This is a genomic window from Novosphingobium aquae (genome assembly GCF_037572715.1).
GTDB classification, from domain to species: domain Bacteria; phylum Pseudomonadota; class Alphaproteobacteria; order Sphingomonadales; family Sphingomonadaceae; genus Novosphingobium; species Novosphingobium aquae.
In genome coordinates this window covers 157,099-179,882 of sequence record NZ_JBBHJY010000006.1, presented here as the reverse complement: position 1 = coordinate 179,882, position 22,784 = coordinate 157,099, and the positions used below count along the sequence as shown (strand labels likewise).

The 22,784-nt window shown below is 61.5% G+C and carries 18 protein-coding genes; 5 read left to right on the top strand and 13 right to left on the bottom strand.

All coding sequences use genetic code 11. The features are described from left to right. The first annotated feature begins 19 nt into the window (after positions 1-19). The 4 genes from WG900_RS12960 to WG900_RS12945 all read left to right on the top strand — a co-directional run bounded on the left by WG900_RS12960 (position 20) and on the right by WG900_RS12945 (position 4,138). A complete protein-coding gene (locus tag WG900_RS12960) occupies positions 20-904 on the top strand; it encodes a formylglycine-generating enzyme family protein (RefSeq protein WP_339967649.1) in 885 nt (294 codons plus the stop codon). A 110-nt stretch (positions 905-1,014) separates the two neighbouring features. Beyond that, the gene (locus WG900_RS12955) at positions 1,015-1,443 is read left to right on the top strand and encodes a DUF2147 domain-containing protein (protein WP_339967769.1); all 429 of its coding nucleotides are present in this window, start codon (positions 1,015-1,017) and stop codon (positions 1,441-1,443) included. Continuing rightward, the gene (locus tag WG900_RS12950) at positions 1,443-3,062 is read left to right on the top strand and encodes a sulfatase-like hydrolase/transferase (RefSeq protein ID WP_339967648.1); all 1,620 of its coding nucleotides are present in this window, start codon (positions 1,443-1,445) and stop codon (positions 3,060-3,062) included. The genes WG900_RS12955 and WG900_RS12950 overlap by 1 nt, the downstream gene beginning before the upstream one ends. Positions 3,063-3,106: 44 nt before the next feature. Next, the gene (locus tag WG900_RS12945; RefSeq protein ID WP_339967646.1) at positions 3,107-4,138 is read left to right on the top strand and encodes a hypothetical protein; all 1,032 of its coding nucleotides are present in this window, start codon (positions 3,107-3,109) and stop codon (positions 4,136-4,138) included. A 32-nt stretch (positions 4,139-4,170) separates the two neighbouring features. Here the strand turns inward: WG900_RS12945 and WG900_RS12940 are convergent, their stop codons facing one another. After that, positions 4,171-6,075 carry a glycoside hydrolase family 97 protein gene (locus tag WG900_RS12940; protein WP_339967644.1) on the bottom strand — a complete coding sequence of 635 codons (1,905 nt, stop codon included), beginning with the start codon at positions 6,073-6,075 and terminating at the stop codon, positions 4,171-4,173. A gap of 203 nt (positions 6,076-6,278) precedes the next feature. On the opposite strand from WG900_RS12940, the gene WG900_RS12935 reads away from it, so the two are divergent. Then, a complete protein-coding gene (locus WG900_RS12935) occupies positions 6,279-7,811 on the top strand; it encodes a sulfatase family protein (RefSeq protein ID WP_339967643.1) in 1,533 nt (510 codons plus the stop codon). Between the two features lie 189 nt (positions 7,812-8,000). Here WG900_RS12935 and WG900_RS12930 read toward each other — a convergent pair whose 3' ends face one another. The 12 genes from WG900_RS12930 to WG900_RS12875 form a co-directional block, all read right to left on the bottom strand. Next, a complete protein-coding gene (locus WG900_RS12930) occupies positions 8,001-10,562 on the bottom strand; it encodes a TonB-dependent receptor (protein WP_339967641.1) in 2,562 nt (853 codons plus the stop codon). Between the two features lie 172 nt (positions 10,563-10,734). After that, positions 10,735-12,339: a sulfatase-like hydrolase/transferase gene (locus WG900_RS12925; protein WP_339967640.1), complete on the bottom strand. Its 1,605-nt coding sequence runs from the start codon at positions 12,337-12,339 to the stop codon at positions 10,735-10,737. A 119-nt stretch (positions 12,340-12,458) separates the two neighbouring features. After that, complete coding sequence (locus WG900_RS12920; protein WP_339967639.1) at positions 12,459-13,541, bottom strand: phosphotransferase family protein; 1,083 nt, start codon at positions 13,539-13,541, stop codon at positions 12,459-12,461. Next, a complete protein-coding gene (locus tag WG900_RS12915; RefSeq protein WP_339967638.1) occupies positions 13,538-14,698 on the bottom strand; it encodes an acyl-CoA dehydrogenase family protein in 1,161 nt (386 codons plus the stop codon). Before WG900_RS12915 ends, WG900_RS12920 begins: the two co-directional genes overlap by 4 nt. Beyond that, a complete protein-coding gene (locus tag WG900_RS12910; protein WP_339967637.1) occupies positions 14,695-15,444 on the bottom strand; it encodes an SDR family NAD(P)-dependent oxidoreductase in 750 nt (249 codons plus the stop codon). Before WG900_RS12910 ends, WG900_RS12915 begins: the two co-directional genes overlap by 4 nt. Positions 15,445-15,452: 8 nt before the next feature. Further along, positions 15,453-16,220 (bottom strand): SDR family NAD(P)-dependent oxidoreductase, encoded by a 768-nt coding sequence (locus WG900_RS12905; RefSeq protein WP_339967635.1) that lies wholly within the window; start codon positions 16,218-16,220, stop codon positions 15,453-15,455. Further along, a complete protein-coding gene (locus tag WG900_RS12900) occupies positions 16,217-16,972 on the bottom strand; it encodes an SDR family NAD(P)-dependent oxidoreductase (RefSeq protein WP_339967634.1) in 756 nt (251 codons plus the stop codon). Before WG900_RS12900 ends, WG900_RS12905 begins: the two co-directional genes overlap by 4 nt. Next, positions 16,969-18,372 carry an aldehyde dehydrogenase family protein gene (locus tag WG900_RS12895; protein ID WP_339967632.1) on the bottom strand — a complete coding sequence of 468 codons (1,404 nt, stop codon included), beginning with the start codon at positions 18,370-18,372 and terminating at the stop codon, positions 16,969-16,971. Before WG900_RS12895 ends, WG900_RS12900 begins: the two co-directional genes overlap by 4 nt. Positions 18,373-18,383: 11 nt before the next feature. Continuing rightward, positions 18,384-19,604: an acyl-CoA dehydrogenase family protein gene (locus tag WG900_RS12890; protein ID WP_339967630.1), complete on the bottom strand. Its 1,221-nt coding sequence runs from the start codon at positions 19,602-19,604 to the stop codon at positions 18,384-18,386. A 12-nt stretch (positions 19,605-19,616) separates the two neighbouring features. After that, positions 19,617-20,723: an acyl-CoA dehydrogenase family protein gene (locus WG900_RS12885; protein WP_339967628.1), complete on the bottom strand. Its 1,107-nt coding sequence runs from the start codon at positions 20,721-20,723 to the stop codon at positions 19,617-19,619. A gap of 62 nt (positions 20,724-20,785) precedes the next feature. Next, positions 20,786-21,097 (bottom strand): SCP2 sterol-binding domain-containing protein, encoded by a 312-nt coding sequence (locus tag WG900_RS12880; protein WP_339967626.1) that lies wholly within the window; start codon positions 21,095-21,097, stop codon positions 20,786-20,788. A 76-nt stretch (positions 21,098-21,173) separates the two neighbouring features. After that, complete coding sequence (locus tag WG900_RS12875; RefSeq protein ID WP_339967624.1) at positions 21,174-22,727, bottom strand: long-chain-fatty-acid--CoA ligase; 1,554 nt, start codon at positions 22,725-22,727, stop codon at positions 21,174-21,176. Between the last annotated feature and the right edge of the window lie 57 nt (positions 22,728-22,784).

Genomic DNA, 22,784 nt, shown 5'->3' with positions numbered 1-22,784 from the left:
GTTCCGACCTGAAAAGGGGATGGTTTTCGTCAAGGGCGGTACCTTCACCATGGGCGCACAGCCCGAGAACCGGGAAGAAGGGCCGCCGCAAAAGGTGTCGGTTGGCTCTTTCTGGATAGACTCTACAGAGGTCACGAACGCTCAGTTTGCGGCCTTCGTGAAAGCCACCGGCTATGTCACCATGGCCGAGAAGCCGCTTGATCCGGCTGTTTACCCGACGGTGGCAAAGGAAGATCTTGCCCCGTCCTCGCTTGTCTTTACGCAGCCCCAGGGCCAGGTTGACCTTCGCGACCCGTCGCAGTGGTGGCAAGTCGTCAAGGGTGCCGACTGGCGCCATCCTGCGGGTCCTGGCAGTTCGATCGAAGGCAAGGCGGATTACCCTGTCGTCCAGATCGCTTATCAGGACGCGCTGGCCTATGCGCAATGGGCCGGACGCGACCTGCCGACCGAGGCCGAGTGGGAGTTCGCCGCAAGGGGCGGGCTTGAAGGCAAACGCTTCAGCTGGGGCGACAGCGCGCCTGACGGGCGGTCGGGCAACATGTGGCAAGGTCCCTTCCCGGTCGCGGACGAAGGTACTGACGGATACCGCGCGCAACTGGCTCCTGTCGGCTGTTTCCAGAAAAACGGCCTTGGGCTCTCGGACATGGCAGGCAACGTCTGGGAATGGACAAACACCTGGTTTCGGCCAAACATTTCGTCGAATGGCGGGAAAGCAAGCATCCCGCCCGAAAGTGATGCCCTCGACCCCGATGAACCCGGCGTGGCAAAGCACGTGGCCAAGGGCGGCTCCTTTCTCTGCGCGGACAACTACTGCCTTCGCTACCGTCCTTCGGCACGTACGCCGGGGCCGCCTGACACCGGTTCTTCCCATATTGGGTTCCGCACCGTCAAAAGGACATCGTAGGCGAGGCCGGCTGCCGTGAAAGCGGCACCAGTTATTTTTCCACTTGGAAAATAGAACGGCATTTGGCATGGGTATTTGACGAAAAGGATTCACCCGGGAGATTTTTGAAGATGCCCAGCCGAAAGCTCATGTCCCTGCTCATGATTGCAGGGTTCCTGGTGACCAGCCAGGCTGCGACGGCTCAAAAGGCGACAGGACTCTGGCGCACGCCGGCGATGGGCGGCGCAACGCTCAGCCTTGAAAAATGCGGCCCTGATCTTTGCGCACGGATCGTGAAGATCGACGGCGAGACTCCGCAAAAGCCGCGACTTGATGAGAACAATCCCGATCCGGCACGCCGCGGTGACCGCCTGGTCGGCAAGTACTTTATCACGGGGCTGAAAGGCGGTCCGACAAAGTGGTCCAAAGGCAAGATCTACCATCCACCTACGGGCAAGAAGGTGGAAGGATCGCTCCGGCTGATCGACAGCCGAACGATCGAAGTGAAGGCCTGCATGTTCATGATGTGCCGGACCAGCAAGCTTGTGAGGTTGGGTTGATGGCGCGGGCAAGGAAGCAAGGGCGCGCAATCGCGCTGGGCTTCCTTGCCTTTGCCAGCACCGGCGCCCTTGCCGGCACGGCACCCGAACGGGATAGGCCCAAGCCCGCCGCTGAGCGCCCGAACATAGTCTTCATCCTCAGCGATGATCACGCGTGGCAGGCGATCTCGGCCTACAGGCAGGGAATTGCCAGCACGCCGGCGATTGACCGGATCGGTCGGGAAGGCGTCGTGCTCGACAGGATGCTCTCCCCCAATTCGCTTTGCGCGCCGGCAAGGGCAATGCTGCTCACCGGTAAGTACTCCCATCGTAACGGTGTTCGCGACAATTACGACACGTTCAACGGCAGTCAGCCCACCTTGCAGGGTCTGCTGCACAAGGCCGGATACCGCACCGCCCTTTTCGGCAAGTGGCATCTCAAGTCGACCCCTCAGGGTTTTGACGACTGGGAAATTCTGTCGGATCTGCAGGGACAGGGGCGCTATTGGAACCCCACCTTCGAGCGCGCCACGGGGACCATTCAGCGCCAGGGATATGCCTCCCGACTGATTACCGAGCGAACCCTGGAGTGGCTCCGCGCCCGCCCCCGCGACGACAAGCCGTTCCTTCTGTTCATGTGGCACAAGGGCCCCCACCGCCCCTTCGACCCGGACGTTGTTGCCCGCGGTGCTCCAGGCCCCGTACCGGCTGCACCTCCGGCAATGACACCGGGCCGCGGTGCCCTGCCTGAACTTGTCAGCCAGAGAATGGAAGTCGGCCGAGACCTGAACCCTCGCGACCTTAAGCTCCGCTATCCGGCGGCTTCAAATTCCAGGCAGCGTGCGGCCTGGGACCGTCGCTATGCGACCGCGAACCAGCAGTATCGGACAAACCGGCCGCTTGGTGCCAATCAGGCGGCCTGGAATTACGGCCGCTACATCACGGACTACCGGGATGCCGCTCAGTCCGTCGATGACAGCGTCGGCACCCTCCTTGCCGAGCTAGACCGACAGAACCTCAGCAGCAACACGATCGTCATCTACTCCTCAGACCAGGGCTTCTTCCTCGGTGAGCGCGGGTTGTTCGACAAGCGGTGGTACTTCGACGAGAGCCTTCGCACGCCTTTCCTGATGCGCTGGCCGGGCCATATCGCCGGCGGCCAGCGCGCCGAAGGCCTGGCATCCCAGGTCGATGTCCTGCCGACCTTGCTCCAGGCGGCCGGTGCCGCGCCGCAAGCCGGCCTCGACGGCATTTCGTTTCTCCCGGCCCTTACCGGCAACAATCGAGACATGCGAAAGGCCGCTTACCTGCACTATCACGAGTGCCCGGGCGAGCACGTGGTCCCTTGCTACTACGGGGTTGCCACCAGCCGTTACAAACTGGTCTTCCTCTATCAATTGGGCGTGCGACGCTGGGAGCTCTACGACCGGGTCAAGGATCCCGGCGAGACGCAAAACCTCTATGAGGACCCGTCCTATCAAAACGTGCGCCAGGAGCTTGCCGCCGAACTGACTGCGCTGCGCAAGGCTGCGCAGGACGATGCTGATCCGGAAACGGCGTCGGCCATTCTGCGCCGGTTTCTCGTCACGCTTGCCGAGAGAACCGTGAAGCTGTTCCAGATCGGAGAATCTGCCCAATGAACGAACGTTGGTCGAACCGCATCGAAGCCCTGGCGATTGGCGGAATGGCGGGGCTGTTTTTCGCTCCTGCCTGGGAGTTTCTTGCCTATTACGAGCGTCTTCCGCTTGTATTCGCGCAGATTTCCGCCGCCATTGCCCTCGCTATCGGCTGGATTGGCACCCCCATTTGTGGTGCGCTTCGGAGGTTCGGGATCCGGAAGCCCTTGCTCCTGCTTCTGCCTGCTGTTCTAGTACCGGCAAATTTCCTCTCGTTCGACACAAACGTGCTGATTGCAGCCGTGTGGCATGCCGTGGTGGGAGGCGCAGCCCTGGCTGCACTGGCGGGAATTGCTGCGGTGCATCTTGAGGGCCGGACCCAGCCTGAACCGTCGCTGCGCTGGCTGGTTCTTGGCATTGCCCTGGTCAGCTGGCTGCATCCACCGCTGGCGCTCGCGATTGGTGGATCGACCGGATGGTGGATGGCCGCGACCGTCTTCGTAATTCCGGCCGTGGCGGGCCTGTGGACCGCAAGGGTTACCGAAAACGTACAACCCTTCGGAGACGATCCGCTCGCGTCGCGGCCTTCTGCCATTGTGCTGGGCGCTGGATTCGGATTTCTTGTCTTCGCGCTCCCGGCCTATTTCGATCTTGCTATGGGGAGTCCCACCGCCGCGCCCCTGGGCACGCTTTCATTCTGTACCGGTCTCCTGCTCTGTTCGATGCTGCCTCGCACGCTCACGGACCAGCGCGCCGGATGGCTGGGGATTGCAACAGCAGCGCTCCTGGTTGTCCCATTCCTGCAGACCTGGCCTGCCGCGGGGCTGCTCTTCCTTTCCGGCATCGGAGCCGGAAGCATGATCTGCCGACTGGTGAGGTCGGTCCAGACAACTGCCTGGACCTTGCTTGGTGCCAGCATGGGCAGCGCCGGTGCAGGTCTGGCAAGCCTGGTCATTCTTTCGGGCAGTTCGGCGGGCCCGTTCAGCCAGTGGTCGATCGCGGCGCTTGTTGCTCTGGTTCCAGCCGCAGCAACGCTGTTCGTCCAGTGCCCTTCCGCCGCGGGACAGGCCGACCTGACGGCTCCGGCGCAGCCTGGTTAAAGGACCGCGCCGGAGCCTGCAGCTCTCAGGCTTTACGAAGCCAGTTCCGGCGATAGCCTTGCCACGAAGCCGCCTGACGCAGCCATCTTCAACTGCAGCGTTCCGGAATATGGAGTCCTGACCCAGACTGGTTGGTCGGAGGCCGTCCCGTCGGAGATGATTTCTGCGTGCTGCGCCTTTGCGCCCAGTGCAGAAAGGTCGAGGCGCAAATCATGGCTCCCCGCGCGCCCATTGATCCCGGCCACGTACCACTCGTTGCCCTTGCGGCGGGCCACGACGACATGGGAATCGGGGTCGCCGGAAACCAGGACATACTGGTCCCACGCCGAGGGCAGGCGCGCGAGGTGTTGGCGCATCCACGGGAATGCCGCAAAATGGCTCCGGTAAGCCTCGATGGAATCGGCGCAGTGCAGCAAGGCCGATTCAAAGACGACCGGCAGGGCGAGACTATGGGCATAGCTGATGTCGTGGGCTTTCCGCGCCGCTTCCAGAACGAGCGGGGTGTAATCCATCGATCCCGCCAGGTTCCTGATCAGCGCGAAGCGCACATGGTCGATCGCTGCAGGGCCCTGGTCACCTTCCAGCCACTTGTACCATCCCGGAAATGCGTAGGTTTCCCCGCCGCGGACTGCCTCCATGGACATGAGGTTGGGGAAGCGCCGCTCCCAGCCGCGCGGCAGGGTGCAGCCGTGGAAATTGACCATCAGATGGTTGTCAGCGGCGTCAGCCAGGACCTCGAGATACCGCGCGATGTGTAGCTGCTTGTCGGAGTGCCAGAAGTCCACCTTGATGCCCCGCACACCCATAGCCGCAATGCGCGCAAATTCCGCGCGCCGGCGTACCGGATCGTGAATTAGGTCACGGGGTTGGCCGCCCGCCTTGTTGTTGGGTCCACCCGAATTGTACCACAGGTGGATATCGATGTGCTTCGATGCGGCATAGTCGACCAGTTCCTTGACCAGCGTCTCGCTCGCCCCGTTATTCCAGTCGCTCCATCCGGCGTCGACGAGGACACCGCCCCAACGAAATTCTGCCGCAGCATCAACATAGCGCCGCTGTTCGGCAACATCGCCTGTCTCACGGTCGTTCCACCAGTCCCAGGCCAGCGTGGTCGGCTTGACCCATCCCGGCAGTGCCCCGCCGAAGCGCTCATCAAGCTGCGGGGCAAGATCGGTGACCATTGACGAGGCAAAGACCTCTGGCAGAGTGCCCATTCGAACGAGACGCCAGGGACTTTCGAAGGGAAAGCGAATGGCCGGATTGCGCTTGCCTTCTTCCATTGCTTCGCCTGCCAGCGGAAAATCGCACAGCAGGACCTTGCCGCTCTGGTCGGGCTGGAGCTGTGATGCCGCATACCGGCCGTCGACCCCGGTTTCAGTGACAAATGCGTAACGCCCCTTGGCTGCAATGAGGAGCGGAAAGACCTGGCGTTCGCTCGTTCCGGAGTCCGAATGACCCTCGAAATAATACTCGTAGCTTGGCCCGAACTTCCAGGGGTACATATAGGGCTGCGACCAGAACCTCGACCCTGGAGGCAGAGCAAACCCGGTCTCTTCGCGGTCAACCATGCGCTCCGGACGTCCGCCGGGGGCGTCCGGAACAAGATAGCGCAGGGCCACGCCGTCGCGGGCGGCATGGACTTCGATGCCGACCCGGCGCCCGTCGGGCCTGCGGAACCAGAGCCGGTCCCGCCGGCGGGTCATATCGACCTTGCTGACGGCTCCGTGCGCGAGCGGATAGGCAATTTTCTCGACAAAGGATTCCGCGCTGTCGAATTCAAGTTTCGCGAACAGCGATTGTCCTTCGACCACGAGGCCAAGCGGTGACCATGTGACAAGTTCGACCTCGCGGTCCAGGGCGCGCCAGGCAAGACCGCCGCCATGCGCAGTCCGGGCAAGGGCAATCTCGATCCGGCCCCCGGCGCCTTCGAATTGCACAGTCCAGACCTGGAGAGGAGAGACATCGAGCTGGATGGGCGCGCGGGGCGCTTCTTTTTTGGTACAGCCGGAAAGCAGGGCAGCAGCACCACATCCCCCTAGAATGCTACGCCGTGTTATCATGTCGATCCTCTCTCATCCTGCTTGAATAAATTTTCCTATTGTATAATTAATCCTACCACAAGAACAAGGGAAGAGGTCAGATGTCGAAAACGCGCCGCCGTGGTTGCACGTTCTCATTGCTCGCGGTCTCGGCTGTAGCAGTGATCGGGATTGCGATCGCGAGGCGACCTGCCCCTCCCCCGATTCCATCGCCAGCCCCGGCTGTTACCGCTGCTCCGGGCTCGCCGAACATTCTGCTGCTGACCGTTGACGACATGAACTGGGATTCGTCCGGCGTCTACGGCAATCCGATCCCGGGCATTACTCCCAATATCGATCGCCTTGCAGCTGAAGGCGTGCTCTTCCAGCAAGCCTTCGTCACCTCGCCGATCTGCCAACCGTCACGCTCGGCCTGGATGACCGGACGCTATCCGCATGCTAGCGGCGCGATTGGCTTCCTGCCGATCAATCCGGGCGTGCCCACCTTGCCGGAAACCCTCCGCGGGGCTGGTTGGCGTATCGGCATTCTCGCCAAGAACACGCACACGCCGCCGCTTGAACCGACGGCCTGGGATTACTGGATTACGCCCCGGGACCTTGGCGTGGGACGGGATCCGGAAGCCTTCTACCGCCACACCCGCAGGTTCATTGAAGACAGCAAGAAGGCCGGAAAGCCGTTCTTTCTGAACGCCAACATCCAGGATCCCCATCGCCCCTTCCCGGGCGGAAAGCGCGCCTGGTGGGGCAACATCCTCAACTTTCTCGACCCCCAGGGTGATCTCCCGCCCGATCCTCCGCAGTTCGTGGAGCCCCAAAATGTGCACGTTCCGGGTTACCTTCCCGACCTGCCCGAAGTTCGAGAGGAGCTGTCGCAATACTATACGGCTGTGCACCGCGCCGACCAAAGTGTCGGAAGGATAATGCAGGCACTGCGGGAAACCGGCGCCGACCGGAACACGCTCATCGTGTTTGCTTCCGACAATGGCATGGCATTCCCCTTCGCGAAGCAGACACTCTATGATGCGGGACTGCGAAGCCAGTTGATCGTGCGCTGGCCGGGCCATGCCAAGGCAGGCCATGTCGTCAGCGACATGGCGACAGGTACGGATGTCATGCCGACCATTCTGCATGCCGCAGGCATCCAGGCTCCCGCCGGAATGAATGGCAAATCATTTCTGACCGCCCTGTCCGGCAGCACCCCGGCATCGCAAGGTGCCAGGGAAATTGTCGGCTATGTTGACCGCGTCGACATTGCATTGCCGGTCGTGCCGCGGAAGGTTCTTGCCTATCCAAGCCGAAGCATAACCACCGGTGATACGATCTACATCTGGAACCAGTGGTCCGGTGAGGACAAGGATTTCATTTCCGAATCGCAGACAGGGCTCACCTATCCCGCGATGAAACGTTCCGCGGAGGCCAATCGCGCCGCAGCAGACCGTCTCAGGCTCTATCTCAGGCGCCCCGCCGAAGAGCTATACGATCGCCGCGCAGACCCCAACGCCTTGAACAATCGCGTGCGGGATCAGGCAATGCAAAGCAGGCTCAAGACCCTGAGAAATGCGCTTCTTGCCCAGATGATTCAGAGTCGGGATCCGCAGCTCCCCGCATATCAGGCTTACCTTCGCGCCAATTGAGGCGAGTGAAGGTCTGTAAAAGCCGGGCTACAACAGTCCGGATCCGCTCGCATTCACTGAGGCTGCCGGTATTCCCAGGCATCTCCCACTCCGTGCATAGCGCCGAGCCCGCGCATTAAAAAAAGGGGTGGGACCAGCCCACCCCTCTTCGGTTCCCGGCAGGACCGGGGATTGGACCGACGTTGATCGTCAATCCTTACCGCCAAACTTCAACCGTACGGTGACACCGAACTGCCTGAAGGCATTGCGGGGCAGCAGCTGTACGTAGTTGCCGGGACTGGCGTTTGCAGTAGCTGGCACGGTTGCGGAGCTTGGAGCATTGTTCAGAACATTGACCTGCGAGGTAGGCGTGTAGAGGATCGTCGATGCGAACTGCTTGTCGAACAGGTTCCGGGCAAAGGCTGTAATCGTCCAGCGCCTGCTCTGCGGGCCAAACCCGACGTTGAGGTCAAAGGTACCGTAGCCCTTCTGCCGTGTATTCGGATCCTGGCTCAGGTCGAACAGGGCATCGCTCTGCCAAGTGTAGTTCATGCCGATAAGGCCGAAGTAGTCCTGGCCGATCGGATGGGCGTAACGCGCGCCGACATTGAACTTCCAGTCGGTGGAACCCGGCAAGCGCCCGCCATTGACGTTCTGCCCATAAATCGGGCTCGCTGCCGTCCCTCCGATGATGTAGCACGAACCGTCACGGGGCGGATTGGGCACCAGAGCTGCAGCCGTATTCGCGATGGGTTGCCCAGGGTAACACTGAGCCGCACTGCGGAAGTCGGTAACCCTTGCCTTTGCGTAAGTGACCGACGCGTTGAGATCGAGACCCTCGATTGGCTGGGCAGTGAAATCCGCCTCGAAGCCTTTTGTGCGCACGTTGCCCGCGTTCACGATGACGTAGCGAGACAGCGTTGTGTCGAAGCTGTTTGCCTGGAAGCCGCTATAGTCAGTGAGAAACACCGCGAGGTTGGCGGTAATCTTGCGGTCAGCCAGCAGTGCCTTGATACCGGCTTCGTAGGCATTGGACTTTTCCGGATCGGTATAGACACCGGTACCGATGTTGAGCGCCGGTCCCTTGTACCCGCGCGCATAGGTGGCGTAGATATCCAGATTGGTGCTGGGCTGGAACTGAACGCCCGCCCGGCCCGACAGGTTCCGGTCACTGCGTTCAGCGAGGCGGATGCTGCCCGGGTTGTCCGGCAAGGTCAGCACGGTACCGGCAACGATGGGCGTCGTTGGCGGAAGGCCGGCCCCGGTATTGAATGCGTTTCTGACGCCTGCGGGCGGTGTTGAAAGGAATGTCAGGGACTGGTTGAACGCGCTGCCCTGGACCGCCTGATTGCTGCGCTCTTCGGACGTATAGCGAAGGCCGCCAAGCAGCTTGACCGTTTCCAGAACTCGCAAGGAGAACTGGCCATAGGCGGCAAGGCTGGTTGTCGAGCTCGTGTTGCCATCGTTTGTCGTGCCACGTGACAGGATTTCAGCGCGGGTTGCATCGGGGTGGTCGCAGTTTGCGCTCGTGCTGGGAACCTGGATCAGCGGCGATGCCGGGCCACTGGTCAGCGTGGCAGCCGAATAGGCAATACACTGGCTCGCCGTCCTGAATGTACCCGTGGTGTCCTTCGACCACATGCCATAGAGCCCGCCGACGTATTCCAGCGTACCGCCCCGTGGCGAGGTGATCCGCAATTCCTGGCTCATTTGTTCGTTGCGGCCGATGTCTGAGCGCTGTGCTTCGACCAGAAGCTCGTTGTAGGAATTGGCAAGCGTGGGCGAGCCCGGCTGACGGCTGACGGGAAGCCCGTCTGCGTCAAGGGAATCGGGCGTATTGTTGCTGAGACGCCAGGCCGTGATGCTGGTCAGAACGTGATTGCCGATATCGAGGTCCGCCGAAAGCGACACGCCGCCGCTCTTGCGGCCCGAAAAGGTCGGTACGTCATAAGCCTGATCAGTATTGGTTGGCGACGGCGTGACGCCAAATCCGGCCAGCAGCGCAATGCGGTTGGGATCGGTCGAAGCGCGTTCCGTAAAGGGCAGCCCGAAGTCCTCGCGGTCGTTGTAGTCGGCACTGAGCGTGATCGTCCCCGCTCCGTGCTGCCAACGCAGCTTGCCGCGAATGCTGTCCTGGTTGAGTCCGCCGGACTTCTTGCCCGTCACCCGGTTGAGCAAATACCCGTCGAGCGAACGATGCGTGCCGGCTATGCGGAAGCCCAATTCGTCACCGAGCGGTCCGGAAAGCACTGCCCGCACTTCGCGTTCACCGAATTCAGCGAGGGTGCCCTCGACCTGTCCTTCCAGCTCCTTTGTCGGATTTTTGGTCGTGATACTGATCACACCGCTTGAAGCGTTCTTGCCAAACAGTGTTCCTTGCGGCCCACGAAGCACTTCGATCCGCTGGGTATCGAACAGGTTCTGGTCGAGGGCTACCGACTGATCGGCGAATACGACACCGTCGACAACATAGGAAACCGAAGGCTCGCCATTGCCGGCTGTGCTGCCGACGCCGCGAATGCGAAAGCCGCCGCCACGCACTGTAGTCGAAGAGAAGCTCAGACCAGGCGTGACAGCGACGAGATCCGAGACCTCCTGGACGCGGGACTGCTGAAGCTGGACCTCATTGATCACGCCCACCGAGACCGGAACCTCGAGCAAGCGCTCCTCGCGCCGCTGCGCAGTGACGACGATGTCCTGCCCGGTCTGGGGCTGCTGGTTATCGGCTTCCGCAGAAGCCTCGGCTGCATGCGATGCGGTTGCCGTTCCCATCGGAAGGAAGAATGCAGCACCAGAGAGCAAAAGATATTTCATAATCCATCCCCAAAGTTTGCGGCGATGCTTTTCATCATCGTTCCGCGTTCGTTTCTACCACTCGATCAAAATAATTTCCACTTGGCAATTTAATTTTTGGACGTGACTAGGCCTGCAGCCAGCCACGAAATCAGTGTCGCAGTAAGTTCACTCCTTCATGCTCGGAAATGGCATCGAGATCCGAGCCCCAGTTCGGCCGTTTGGGCAAAGTGGCATTCCACTTCTCAAGTTCGGCCTTCATTTCAGCGAACTTTTTCGGATCAGTCGGCACCAGATTGCGCGTTTCGCCGGCATCGGAATCAATGTCATAGAGCATTGAGTGGTAGCCCCATTCGGGCTTGCCTTGTCCGTAGACCGTCATCGTCCGCGCCCGAACCCGGTCTTCCTCGCCCGCCAGTTTGCGGCGGATTCGGGCCAGGGGGTTGTCGCCGGAACTGTCCTTGGCCTTTGGGTCTGCCCGTTCGGCGATGTGCAATTTGTACTTGCCATGGAGCGATGCAACACTCTGTCCGCTGCGCCAGAACAGCCGGCGGTTAGCGGCTTCCGGGCGGAGCGACGCCTGAAGGTCAACCCCTTCGAGACTGGCAGGAACTGCAGCGCCTGCAAGACGAAGCACAGTGGGCGTGATATCGAGCGAGCTTACAGGATTGTTATTGACCGCCGTTGCGAAACCCGGCCCTGAAACGATCATGGGGACACGCAGCCCACCTTCAAAGAGCGATGCCTTTGTTCCGGCAAGCGGCGCGTTCGAACAGACAAGGCGTCCATCCTGGATTGGATAGTTGGGGCAGCCATTGTCACTCATGAAAATGACGAGAGTATTCCGGTCGAGACCGCGAGCTCGCAGCTCTGCCATGAGGGCCCCAACACCGTCGTCAAGGCCGGCCATCATACCCGCAAATGTCCGCTCGACACCTTTGAGTTTGGGGAACCGGTCAAGGTATTTCCTGGGCGCCTCGAAGGGAGAGTGCGGCGCGTTATAGGCCATGTAGAGGAAGAAAGGCCGGTTCGCCTGACGCCGGATGAAGGACCTGCCTTCATAGGTGAAGCGATCGGTAGCGTATTCATCGACCCGAACCTTGGCATTGCCACGCAGGAAGGGCGTAACACGGCGGTCGGGGCCGTTGATAAGACGGAATATTCCGCTCGCGTCCGCGCCCTCGGGTGCGACGCTGAAATAATTGAAGGCCCCTTCGAGCACCCCGAAAAACTCGTCGAAGCCCCGCTCCGTCGGGCGCATTCCGGGAGCTCCGCCGAGGTGCCATTTGCCGATGGCTGCCGTTGCATAGCCCTGCTGCCGCAAGCGTTCGGCTAGAGTTGGAACGTTGAGAGGAAGGCCCCAGGCCTTGCTGGCCTCATCCTGCTGGTCGCCCGGATTGAATTCGAAGCCGAAGGAGACACCATTCCGCCCTGTCAGGAGACCGGCGCGCGACGGCGAACAGACTGAAGCCGTGACATGGGCATTGGTATAGCGCACGCCGCTCGAGGCCAGGGCATCGATCTGCGGCGTCGTGAACCGGTTGCCGCCATAGGAAGAGACGCCGCCATAACCCAGATCATCGGCGACAATCAGGACAATGTTTGGCGGCCCTTCCGTCCGGCTAGGGGCGGCTGAGGGCAAGGGTCCTTGCCGGTCGACAGGAAGTGAGGACCAGTTTGCCGCCCACAGGGCCCAGCCACTGGCGGCCACCACCGACAGGGCAAGGGACAGCAAGGCTATTCGACTCTTCCGCATCCTCGACTCACAAATTTGATTGAATGATTATTAGATTTTTTTAATCCGTCAAGTGAGCAATCTCTGCAATGCATTTCGGCCAGTCGAACTGAAGCGATCATTGTTCTGCACCAAGACTATCACAGTTCGCAGCCTTCGATCACCCGCTTCGCCTGACTCCAGGCAAGACCCGACAGCTCCGGCACAAGCGCCGCACGGGCGCGCGCATGGGGCGATACAGCGGTCCCGCGAACAAGGCGCGCCTTGATCCCGTGATAAGCTGCGGCAAAACGAAAGAGGCAGAACGCCATGTAAAATTCATAGTGTTCGAGCCCGGACAGGCCCATCTTCCGGCAGTAGGCTCCAAGATATTCTTTCTCGCTTGGCAGACCCGAGGCGGACAGGTCTTCTCCTGCGAGACCGGCGGCAATATGGGGGGGCATCCGGTACATCATGGCGTGATTTGCAAAGTCGACGAGCGGATCGCCCAGTGTCGAAAGCTCCCAGTCGAGTACAGCGATGACGCGCGGCCTGCCCGGATGGAAGATCATGTTGTCACAGCGGAAATCGCCGTGAACCAGTGACGTTGCTCCAGGAGCGGGCAATGCCCCGGGAAGCCATTCCACCAGCCGGTCAAGATCGGGATCGCGTCCGGCCTCGGCACAATCGTCTTCATACTGCCGGATCCAGCGAAGGACCTGTCGTTCAAGATAGCGGTCAGGCCGGCCGAAATCGCCGAGCCCCACGCTAGGCGGATCAATCCGGTGAAGCTGCGTGAGAACATTGAGCATCGCGCTGAAACAGGCGGGCCGGTCTTCGCGCCGAACCCCGCGAAATGCCGCGTCCCAGAATATCCGGCCCTCCACTCGTTCCATGACAAAGAAAGGCGTACCGATGACCTGGGGATCATCGCACTGTGCAACGATGCGAGGTACGGGCACGGCAGTAGGAGCGAGCGCCTGCATGATGCGCGCCTCCCTTTCGACTGCGTGTGCGCCGGGCACGAGGCGGCCGGGTGGTTTTCGCCGCAGCACGAACGATCCCGCCGGACAGGCTAGCGCATAGGTTGGATTTGATTGCCCTCCGCGAAACTGCTCAACCTTGACCGGTCCGCGAAATCCTTCGATTTCGCCAGAAAGCCACTGCGTCAGCGCCTTTTCATCAAAGCGCAGTTCAGGCCGGACCGGGACAGTGCCGACATTGTCGCGAGGGTCCGCGCTCACCCGTCCGCGCCCAGATGCGAACGCCGAATGCGGCGCGCGAGCGCGAACTTGTGGACTTCGGTTGGTCCATCGTAAATTCGGAAGGCACGGATTTCCCGGAAGATACGGGCAACGACCGTGTCATCACTGATCCCTGTCGCGCCCATGACCTGAACACAGCGATCAGCAATCCTGAACAGCGCCTCCGATACGGCAACCTTGGTGACCGAACTTTCGGCGGACCCGCGTTTGCCGCTGTCCAGTTCGTCGGCACACCAGGCAATCATTTGTTCGCAGGTGCGCAGGTCAATCACATTGTCGGCGAGCTGGAAGCCAACACCTTCATGATCAATCAGCAACCGCCCGAAAGCCCTGCGGCGGCAGGCATAGTCGCTGGCAATCGCGTGGGCCCGCTTCGCGGCGCCCAGCCAGCGCATGCAATGCGAGAGACGTGCGGGCGCGAGGCGGACCTGCGCATATTCGAAGCCGCGACCGATTTCGCCAAGCACATCTGCATCGGTAAGGCGCAGGTCCTCAATCGTCACCACGGCATGGCCGCCGGGCATGGTGGAGTCGATGGTATCGATGATCCGCTCTATCCGGACTGCAGGGTTCGGCAGAGGCGCCAGGAACATGGTCGCCTCCTCTCCGGTGCGCGCCATGATAATCCCACAGGAGGCGCCATCGATGCCGGTCACGAAGGTCTTGCGCCCATCGATCACCCATTCGTCTCCCTGACGCCTCGCGGCCGTGCGCAGGAGCGAGGGGTCCGATCCCGCACCGTTCTCCGAGGCGGGCTCGGTCATGAGAAAGGATGAGCGGGTTTCTCCGGCGACAAGCGGAGCCAGGTAACGTGCGCGCTGCGCGATCGTTGCAACGCGGCCCAGCAGCAGCATGTTTCCTTCATCCGGTGCGGCCGTATTGACCGCAACCGGCCCGAGCGGCGACAAACCCGAGGCCTGCAGGACAAGCGCAGTCTCGCGCTGGCTCAGATGCTTGCCGCCAGGGAGGATATGCGGGGTCAGGACTCCGGCGGCCTTGGCAGCGGCGCGCATCTCGGCGACCAGTTCCGCGGAAGGACCATGCGTTTCCCATCGCGGGTCCTGCTCGTAGCCGAAGACAGTGCCGCGAACGAAAGCCTCGACACGCGAAGCGATATCCAGCGCAAGGTCCGTCATCGCGGAGTCATCCTGAGAGCGGCATCAAGGCGAATGGTCTCGCCGTTGAGCATTGGGTTTGAGATGATTGCGAGCACGAGCTCCGCGAATTCCTCCGGGCGGCCAAACCGCGAAGGGAACGGGACCTGCGCTTCAATGGCTGCCGTCTCTTCCTGCGCAAACCCCATGGCCATTGGCGTCTTGAACAGTCCGGGGGCTATTGATGTTACGCGGATCGCGTGACGGGCAAGGTCGCGGGCCATGGGGAGAGTCATGCCCGCGACCCCGGCCTTGGACGCTGCATAGGCGACCTGGCCGATTTGCCCTTCGAATGCCGCCACGCTGGCGGTATTGACGATCACGCCGCGCTCCTCCTCGACCAGGGGCTGGCTCGACAGCCGGCTGGCGAACACAGAGGAGACGAGAAAGGTCCCTGCCAGATTGACATCGAGCACCCGCCGAAACTGCTCGAAGTCATGCGCAGAGCCATCGCGGTTGATCATCCGCCCGGCAGGAAAGATCCCCGCGCAATTTACCAGGATGCGCACCGGTCCATCGCGCCATTCGACGCTGTCAAAGCCGGCAGTGACCGATTCGGTCGAAGTCACGTCGACCCGCTCGAGGGAAACCGAAGGATTGCTGGTCACACAGGCGCCGCAGTCAAATGCAGTGACCCTTGCACCATGATCGGCCAGCAGGGCAGCGGTCGCTGCGCCAAGTCCGGAAGCACCGCCGGTCACGACCGCAACGGCTCCTGATACGTTCATTTTTCCCCCTAAAGTGTCTGGCCGTCATCGACGACAAAGTTCCTGCCGGTAATTGTCCGGGCAGCATCCGAAAGGAGCAGCTGTGCGAGCGGCAATATGTCTGTGGGCTGCAGCAGGCGCTGGCGCGGAAAGCCGGCAACGAACCGTTCGCCTGCCCGGCTGTCCATGAAAGCCTGGTTGATGTCGGTCCGGATGTAACCAGGAGAAATGGCATTCACAGAGATACCCCGTGCCGCCCATTCGAGCGCCAGGGCACGCACCAGCTGGACAACGGCAGCCTTCGACGCCGCATATGGCGCAATGCCGGGTACGACCTTGTCTGCAAGGACCGAGGCAATGGCGATCATCCTGCCTTCTGCGCGGCGGCCCACCATACGGCGCGCGCCTTCACGCAGGGTCAGGAACACGCCGGTCAGATTGGTATCGATAACCGTCCTGAAACTGGCCGGTGACAAGTCCAGCGCGAGCCCGTCAATGGTAATTCCGGCATTGGCAATAACCCCGCTGACGGGCCCGAGCTCCCGTTCAGCAACGTCCCAGGCCGCTGCAACCGATTGTTCGTCTGTCACGTCCATCGGGCAGGCACATGCCTGTCCTCCCCGGGCATGGATGCGCGCGACCAGCTCTTCGACCTTGTCCGCCCGGCGCGCTCCGGCCGCAACCAGAGCGCCATTCGCCGCCAGCATCTCGCAGAGAGCCTCTCCCAGTCCACCTGAGGCGCCGGTGACCAGGACGGTGCTGCCTGCAATGCCGGAAATTTCCGCCGGGCGGTTCATGGCCCGACCAGCCCCAGCCCACCATCGACCACCAGCTCGGCCCCGGTTATGTAGCGCGCGGCATCGGAACACAGAAAGCCAACTGCCTCGGCAATGTCATGCGGATCACCGGGCCCGCCGAGCGGGACCCTGTCTCCCTCGAAGGCTTCACCGCGCTCCGCGAGCGCGGCCATGGTGGCTTCCAGTGCACGGGTCCGTATCATCCCGGGCGTCACAATGTTGACCCGGATCTTGCGATCAGAGAGGCCGAGTGCAACCGAGCGGCTGAGATTCACCACCGCTGCCTTCGCGGCTGAATAACCGATGTTCTGCGGCGATGCGGAGTGAGCTGCCACGCTCGCAATGTTGACGATCGAACCGCCGCACACCATTCGCGGCACCGCGACGTGCATGCCAAGAAAAACACCTGCAGCAGTCGCCCGGAAACAGGTTTCCCAGCCCTCCAGGGAAAGGTCTTCAACGCTTCCGGCAAATCCGGAAAAAAAGCTGGTCACCAGATAGTCGAGCTCACCGCCGATCGCATCGAGGGCCGAGCGCCAAGACGCCTCGGTTCCGGCATCGAGATGCGTCGCCGTGGCGTCCCCGCCGCATTCAGCGATGGACGCTGCAAGCAAATTTGCCCTGCGCTCACTGAGGTCGGCGATAATGACGCGGGCGCCGCGATCGGCAAAATGGCGACAGATTGCTCCGCCGATCCCGCCGGCACCGCCCGCGACAAGGGCAACGCGGCCTTCCATGTCCCGCAAGGTCATCTGCCGTGCACCAGGAATCGAGCGGCCCGTGATGCCAGTTTTCCGTAAGGCGGGCGAAGCAGCTTTCCAGCATCCAGCCATCCGCGGCGGAACACCGGCCTGAGATGCGAAAAGGTGTCAAAACCCCATTTCCCCCGGTAGACTCCCATGCCTGATTCCCCAATGCCGCCGAGTGGCAGCCCCTCAGATGAGGCATGGAGCAGGATATCGTTTATCGTGACGCCGCCGCTGACGGTGTTGTCGAGGATATGGCGTATCGTCCGATTGTCGTGACCGAATATGTACAGCGCGAGTGGATGCGGCTGGCACGAAATATCGGAAAGGACAGCGCCGAGGTCATCATAAGCGATGATCGGCAATAGGGGACCGAAAATCTCTTCCTGGAGTATGGCCATTCCGGGCCGCGCACCAACCACAAGGCAGGGCGAAATCTGGTTCTCTCCGTGGGCGAATCCCAGCTCAAAGATCCTGGCACCACGCGATTGTGCATCAGAAACAAGTCCGCGCAAGTGCCTCGCATTATCCGACGAAATTATGCTGTTAAGCGCATCCGCACCTGTCTTTCCCAACATCTCCCGGGAGGCCGCGAAGAGGCTCGCAACAAGCGCCTCGACCATGTCTTCGGGGACAAACACGTGATCGGGTGCAAGGCAGATCTGTCCGGCATTCAGCAACTTACCGGAAAGAATACTTCGGGCCGTGTGTCGAAGGTCCGCATCGGGCAAAATAATGACCGGCGACCGTCCGCCCAGTTCGAGCGTGACCGGCGTCAGGTTGGCAGAGGCTGCAGCCATCACCTTGCGTCCGACGGCAGCGCCTCCGGTAAACAGGATATGATCAAAAGGCAGTGACACAAATTTGGCGCCCACACCGCTATCGCCGTTGATCACGGCCACTTCATCGGGAGCAAAGTGTCTGTCGATGAGCTCGGCGATCAGTGCCGATGTCAGGGGTGTTGCTTCCGGCAACTTGATCATTACCCGGTTGCCTGCAGCAAGGGCCGCGGCAAGCGGAGAGAAAGTCAGCTGAACGGGAAAGTTCCAGGGAGCAACAATGCCGACGAGACCCTTGGGAACGGGTTCGAGTTGCGCACGCGCGCCGCCAAGCCACAATGCGAAGCCGGCCGACGCGCGCCTCGGCCGCGCCCACCGCCGCAAATGCGCCTTGGCATGACGCAGTGCTGCAATGGCGCCGCCGATCTCCACCAGCTGGGTTACGATTGCCGGTCTGGAACCATAATCCGCCGAGAGCGCAGCACAGATATCGTCCTCCGCCTTCCGCAGCAGAAAGATGCAGCGTTCGAGCCTGTCTCGCCGGATCGCCAGCGACGGGACAGGCTCTGCGGTGCAGGCTTGCCGCATCGCCGCGAATATCTCTTCAAGGGCAATGGCTCCAGCCATCAGCCAGGTCCCTAGCTGGTCAGCTGGTTGAAAGGCACACCCTTGTCGACACGGACATCACCGGGCAGGCCAAGCACACGTTCTGCAATAATGTTTCGCAGGACCTCGTCCGTACCGCCACCAAGTCTCATCCCCGGCGCCCATAGCCAGCTGCGATCGACGTGAACCCAGTCTTCATCAATCTCCTCGCCGTCCATGCTGCCCGCCTGTCCGCGAAGCTGCCTGGCAAAATAGGCAATTTCCTGTGCCTGCGGCGCTTCGATTGCCTTGTTTACTGACTGCTCCGGCCCGGGCAGCTCGCCTTTCGAAAGAGCCGTCTGGGCCCTGTAGGAGAGGAGCTTGAGGCCCTGCTCGTTGATCCACCAATCGGCGACGCGTTCGCGAACGCGCGCATCGCTTGAGGCGGGACGTCCGCCGATTTCCGTCTTCCGGGCCAGTTCAAGGACTTCGGTTGCTCCGAAGAATCCGAAACCCTGGCCTGCGGACATGCGTTCCATCATGAGCGTGCCGAGTGCTACGTTCCAGCCATCGCCTTCGGCGCCCAGGCGGTCGCTGTCAGGTATGCGAACATCGGCGAAAAATACTTCGTTGAATTCAGCGCCGCCTGACATTTGCTCGATGGGACGGACATCGACGCCCGGGGCCTTCATGTCGACGATGAACATCGTGAGACCCTTGTGTTTTGCAACGGTGGGATCGGTCCGGGCCAGAAGGATCCCGAAATCGGCAAAATGCGCGCCCGAGGTCCAGACCTTCTGACCGTTAATCACCCAGTCGTCACCGTCACGTACGGCGCGGGTCCGCAAGGCAGCAATGTCCGATCCGCCTGCCGGCTCTGAAAAGAGCTGGCACCAGATTTCGTCGCCACGGTAGGCAGGCACCAGAAAGCGATCGCGGTGAGCATCGCTGCCCTGCATCATGACCGTGGGCACGCACATGCCCAGTCCGATTTCATAGACCCCGGTGGGGACAGCAAACGCGCTTTCCTCCTGGCGATAGATCAGGGCCTGGATAGGCGTCCCACCCCTGCCACCATAAACTTCGGGCACGGTAATCGCTGCATAACCGGCCTCGTATTTGCTCGCCTGCCATGCCTTGGCAGCGCCAATGTCGTCCGTGCCGGTTCCGGTAAACCTGCCCGAGGTCCCGCGAGCGCGCTGTGCGTTGGCCTCCAGCCATTTGCGCACGCTTGCCCGGAATTCGGCCTCTTCCGGAGTATCACTGAAATCCATGAAATTGCCTCCTCAGGCAGCGTTGCTGAGCTCGATGCTCGTGACGATCCGCTCTTTCCAATCGAGCTCGGGGCCAAGCAGACCAGCGTAAAGCCGGGCGCGGCGGTAAAACAGCTGACAGTCGGATTCCCAGGTGAAGCCGATGCCGCCATGCGTCTGGATGTTTTCCTGCGCGGCCAAGGTGAACGCGCGGTTCGCTGAAACCCTTGCGCTTGCAGCTGCGAGCGGCAAATCCGAGGCGTCGGTAGAGGTCGCCCATGCCCCCCAGAGCGCGTGAACGCGGGCGATTTCGTTCGCCATATAAATGTTGGCCAGCTTGTGCTTGATTCCCTGGTAGCTGCCAATCGGCCGCCCGAAGGCGTGCCGTTCGAGGGCATAGTCCCGCGCCATCTCGAGGGCGCGATCGGCTGCACCGACCTGTTCAAAAGCGAGCAGGACCGAAGCCCGGTTCATCAACTGCGTGTAAGCAGTCCAGCCCTCGCCCGCCTTGCCGAGCAATTCGGCCGGGGCTCCGTCAAAGTGCAGCTCGGCTTGCGGCCGCGACTTGTCGAGGGTCTTTAGTGCCCGGCGCGAAACGCCCTTTTCGAGATCGACAAGGACCAGGGCCGGGCCATCGTCCGTCCGGGCCAGCACGACCGCGAGGCCGGCAATATTTCCGTCAAGAACGGGAAGCTTCTTTCCAGTCAGTCGGCCTGACTTGAATTCGACCTGGAGATTGTCTGCGCGGAGTTCACGAGGGCCTTCGGCGTCCGCCCAGGTGCCAATGATCTGGCCACCGGCAATGCGGGGCAACCACATGTTTTTCTGCGCGGCCGAACCGAAGGCAAGCAGCGCCTCCGCCAGCACAATCGTTGAAAGGTATGGCACAGGTGCCAGGGTCCGTCCGATTTCCTCGGAGGTTACGCACCATTCGAGCCGGCCAAGGCCAAGACCGCCGTACTCCTCGGGAATGCCTGCGCCAAGAATTCCGGCCTCGGCAATCGCATTCCAGGCGCGCTCTGAATATTCGAAGCCCCCTGTCAGGGCCGTGCGCGCCTCGGTCAGGGGCGCTGCCTCTGTTAACGCGCGCGAGACCTGCTCGCGCAGCATTTTCTGTTCATCTGAAAAATCGAAGTTCACTGTGCAGCGCTCCTGGCAGGCAGACGGGGGATCGGCCGGAAGGTCGATCCCCGACCGATCGGTTACTGAAGCTTCTTGAGGATCGGGGTCAGCTTCTGGGCGACGGTCATGTCACCCTGGACCCGCATCTTGCCCTGCATGAAGGCCATCATGGCATCGAGCTTGCCTTCCGACATGGCAATGAAGTCGCTGAACTTCACCGCGACCGTGCAGTCTGCGGGAAGATCTTCATTGCTGACGGTGTTGGGCACGGCCACGCCATCAATGTAGATCTTGCCATCGGCTCCGAAGTCGAATTTCAGCGTCTTCTTGAGACCGCTGTCTTCGCCAACGCCTTCACGGATCTTTCCAGTCAATTCTTCAAGGGTCGCCATAATGTAACTCCTGTTAGGGACCTCCGGGTCAAGGCAGCACGGTGGAGGTCGTTGTATCCGTGCCGCCGAGGGTAATTCAGCTGACGGACCGCTCGAGTCCGTCCCAGTAAAGCTTGCGCAGCTCGGTCTTCAGGACCTTGCCCGTCCCGGACAGAGGCAGCGGCTCGTTACTGAAATCGAAGCTACGCGGACATTTGTAGCCAGCAATAAGCCCCTGGCAGTGCGCTCGCAGTTCCTCACCGGAGGCAGACATGCCGTCGCGCAGGACGACGATGGCGTGTACGCGTTCCCCCCAGTGGCCGTCCGGCACACCGATAACGGCGCACTCCAGGACCGCACTGTGCGACGAAAGGGCATTCTCGACTTCCGCCGAGAACACGTTCTCCCCTCCGGAAATGATCATGTCCTTGACGCGGTCGACGACGAAGACGAATCCTTCGCCGTCCATGTAACCGGCATCGCCGGTCCGCAGCCAGCCATCGACGATGGTCTGGGCCGTGAGCTCGGGCTGGTTCCAGTAGCCGACCATGCAGCCTGGCGACTGCACCGCAATCTCACCCACCTGGCCTCGCGGCAGTTCGTTCAGGTCTGCATCGATGATTCGGACATCAATCCCTGGCGCGGCACGTCCCGCCGATCTTAAGCGGCCCGAATCCGGCCCGGTCAGTGCATGGAAACGAGGTTCCAATACAGTGGCGACAGGTGAGAGTTCGGTCTGGCCATAAGCCTGCGAGAACTGTGCATTCGGGAAGATCTCAATGGCCCGGCGAAGCAGGGACTCCGAGATGGGAGATGCGCCGTAGGTAATGTGCGTAACGCCTGACAGGTCCGCCGGCTCCTCGCGCAGATGCTGATCGATCATGGAGAACATCGTCGGCACCAGCACCAGTGAGTTGGCCCCCAGGCGGGTCACTGCATCGATCACGCCAGCCGTGCTAAAGAGGGGCAGGATGACGTGGGAGCCTCCGGTCATGGTTACGCCAAAAACACAGCTGGCATCGGCGAGATGGAACATCGGTGCCGAGTGAAGGAAGACCGGGGCTTCACCCCGGTAGGTAAGCGCAGCCGAACACAGGAAGCTCGAGATGATCGAGCGGTGACTCAGCATGACGCCTTTGGGGAAACCCGTCGTGCCTCCGGTATAGAAAATGCCAACCAGGTCATCGTCGCGGGTACACTGGTCAGGTGCCGGGTCGAACGCCGCGATCAGCTCCTCATAGCCAATTGCCCCTGCCGGCGGCTCGCCGTCGTCCATGTAGATGACCGCATCGAACTTCAGGTCTTCGAACGCAGGGAGCAGCGAGGAGAAGAGACGATCAACCAGCAGGACTTTGACGCCGGCATCCCGGAACGCGAAATGGTGTTCCGCTTCGCTCCAGCGGATGTTGCCCGGCACAATGACCGCGCCAGACCAGGCGACCGCGTAGTAGGCTTCCAGATACCGGTCGCTGTTGACCGCAAGAATGCCAACGCGGTCGCCCGTGGCCACACCCAGAGATGCCAGTCCGGCGGCAAGCCGCCCGACGCGATCTGCAGTCTCGTTCCAGGTGCGGCGACGGTCGCCGAACTGGGTCGAGAGCATGTTGCCGCTGATCTGAACCGATCTATGCAGGCCCTGGGTGATGTACATCGTCTCTCTCTCCTTCGCTTCCCGTGTCATCCGGGGTTCGCGATTTCGCGACTGGGC

Coding starts and splice junctions, on each gene's coding strand:
- WG900_RS12930 (WP_339967641.1), bottom strand. CDS start 10,562: ATGGGAACGGCAACCGCATCGCATGCAGCCGAGGCTTCTGCGGAAGCC.
- WG900_RS12935 (WP_339967643.1), top strand. CDS start 6,279: ATGTCGAAAACGCGCCGCCGTGGTTGCACGTTCTCATTGCTCGCGGTC.
- WG900_RS12890 (WP_339967630.1), bottom strand. CDS start 19,604: ATGGATTTCAGTGATACTCCGGAAGAGGCCGAATTCCGGGCAAGCGTG.
- WG900_RS12915 (WP_339967638.1), bottom strand. CDS start 14,698: ATGACGGACCTTGCGCTGGATATCGCTTCGCGTGTCGAGGCTTTCGTT.
- WG900_RS12955 (WP_339967769.1), top strand. CDS start 1,015: ATGCCCAGCCGAAAGCTCATGTCCCTGCTCATGATTGCAGGGTTCCTG.
- WG900_RS12895 (WP_339967632.1), bottom strand. CDS start 18,372: ATGGCTGGAGCCATTGCCCTTGAAGAGATATTCGCGGCGATGCGGCAA.
- WG900_RS12950 (WP_339967648.1), top strand. CDS start 1,443: ATGGCGCGGGCAAGGAAGCAAGGGCGCGCAATCGCGCTGGGCTTCCTT.
- WG900_RS12925 (WP_339967640.1), bottom strand. CDS start 12,339: ATGCGGAAGAGTCGAATAGCCTTGCTGTCCCTTGCCCTGTCGGTGGTG.
- WG900_RS12875 (WP_339967624.1), bottom strand. CDS start 22,727: ATGTACATCACCCAGGGCCTGCATAGATCGGTTCAGATCAGCGGCAAC.
- WG900_RS12880 (WP_339967626.1), bottom strand. CDS start 21,097: ATGGCGACCCTTGAAGAATTGACTGGAAAGATCCGTGAAGGCGTTGGC.
- WG900_RS12945 (WP_339967646.1), top strand. CDS start 3,107: ATGGCGGGGCTGTTTTTCGCTCCTGCCTGGGAGTTTCTTGCCTATTAC.
- WG900_RS12905 (WP_339967635.1), bottom strand. CDS start 16,220: ATGAACCGCCCGGCGGAAATTTCCGGCATTGCAGGCAGCACCGTCCTG.
- WG900_RS12960 (WP_339967649.1), top strand. CDS start 20: ATGGTTTTCGTCAAGGGCGGTACCTTCACCATGGGCGCACAGCCCGAG.
- WG900_RS12910 (WP_339967637.1), bottom strand. CDS start 15,444: ATGAACGTATCAGGAGCCGTTGCGGTCGTGACCGGCGGTGCTTCCGGA.
- WG900_RS12900 (WP_339967634.1), bottom strand. CDS start 16,972: ATGACCTTGCGGGACATGGAAGGCCGCGTTGCCCTTGTCGCGGGCGGT.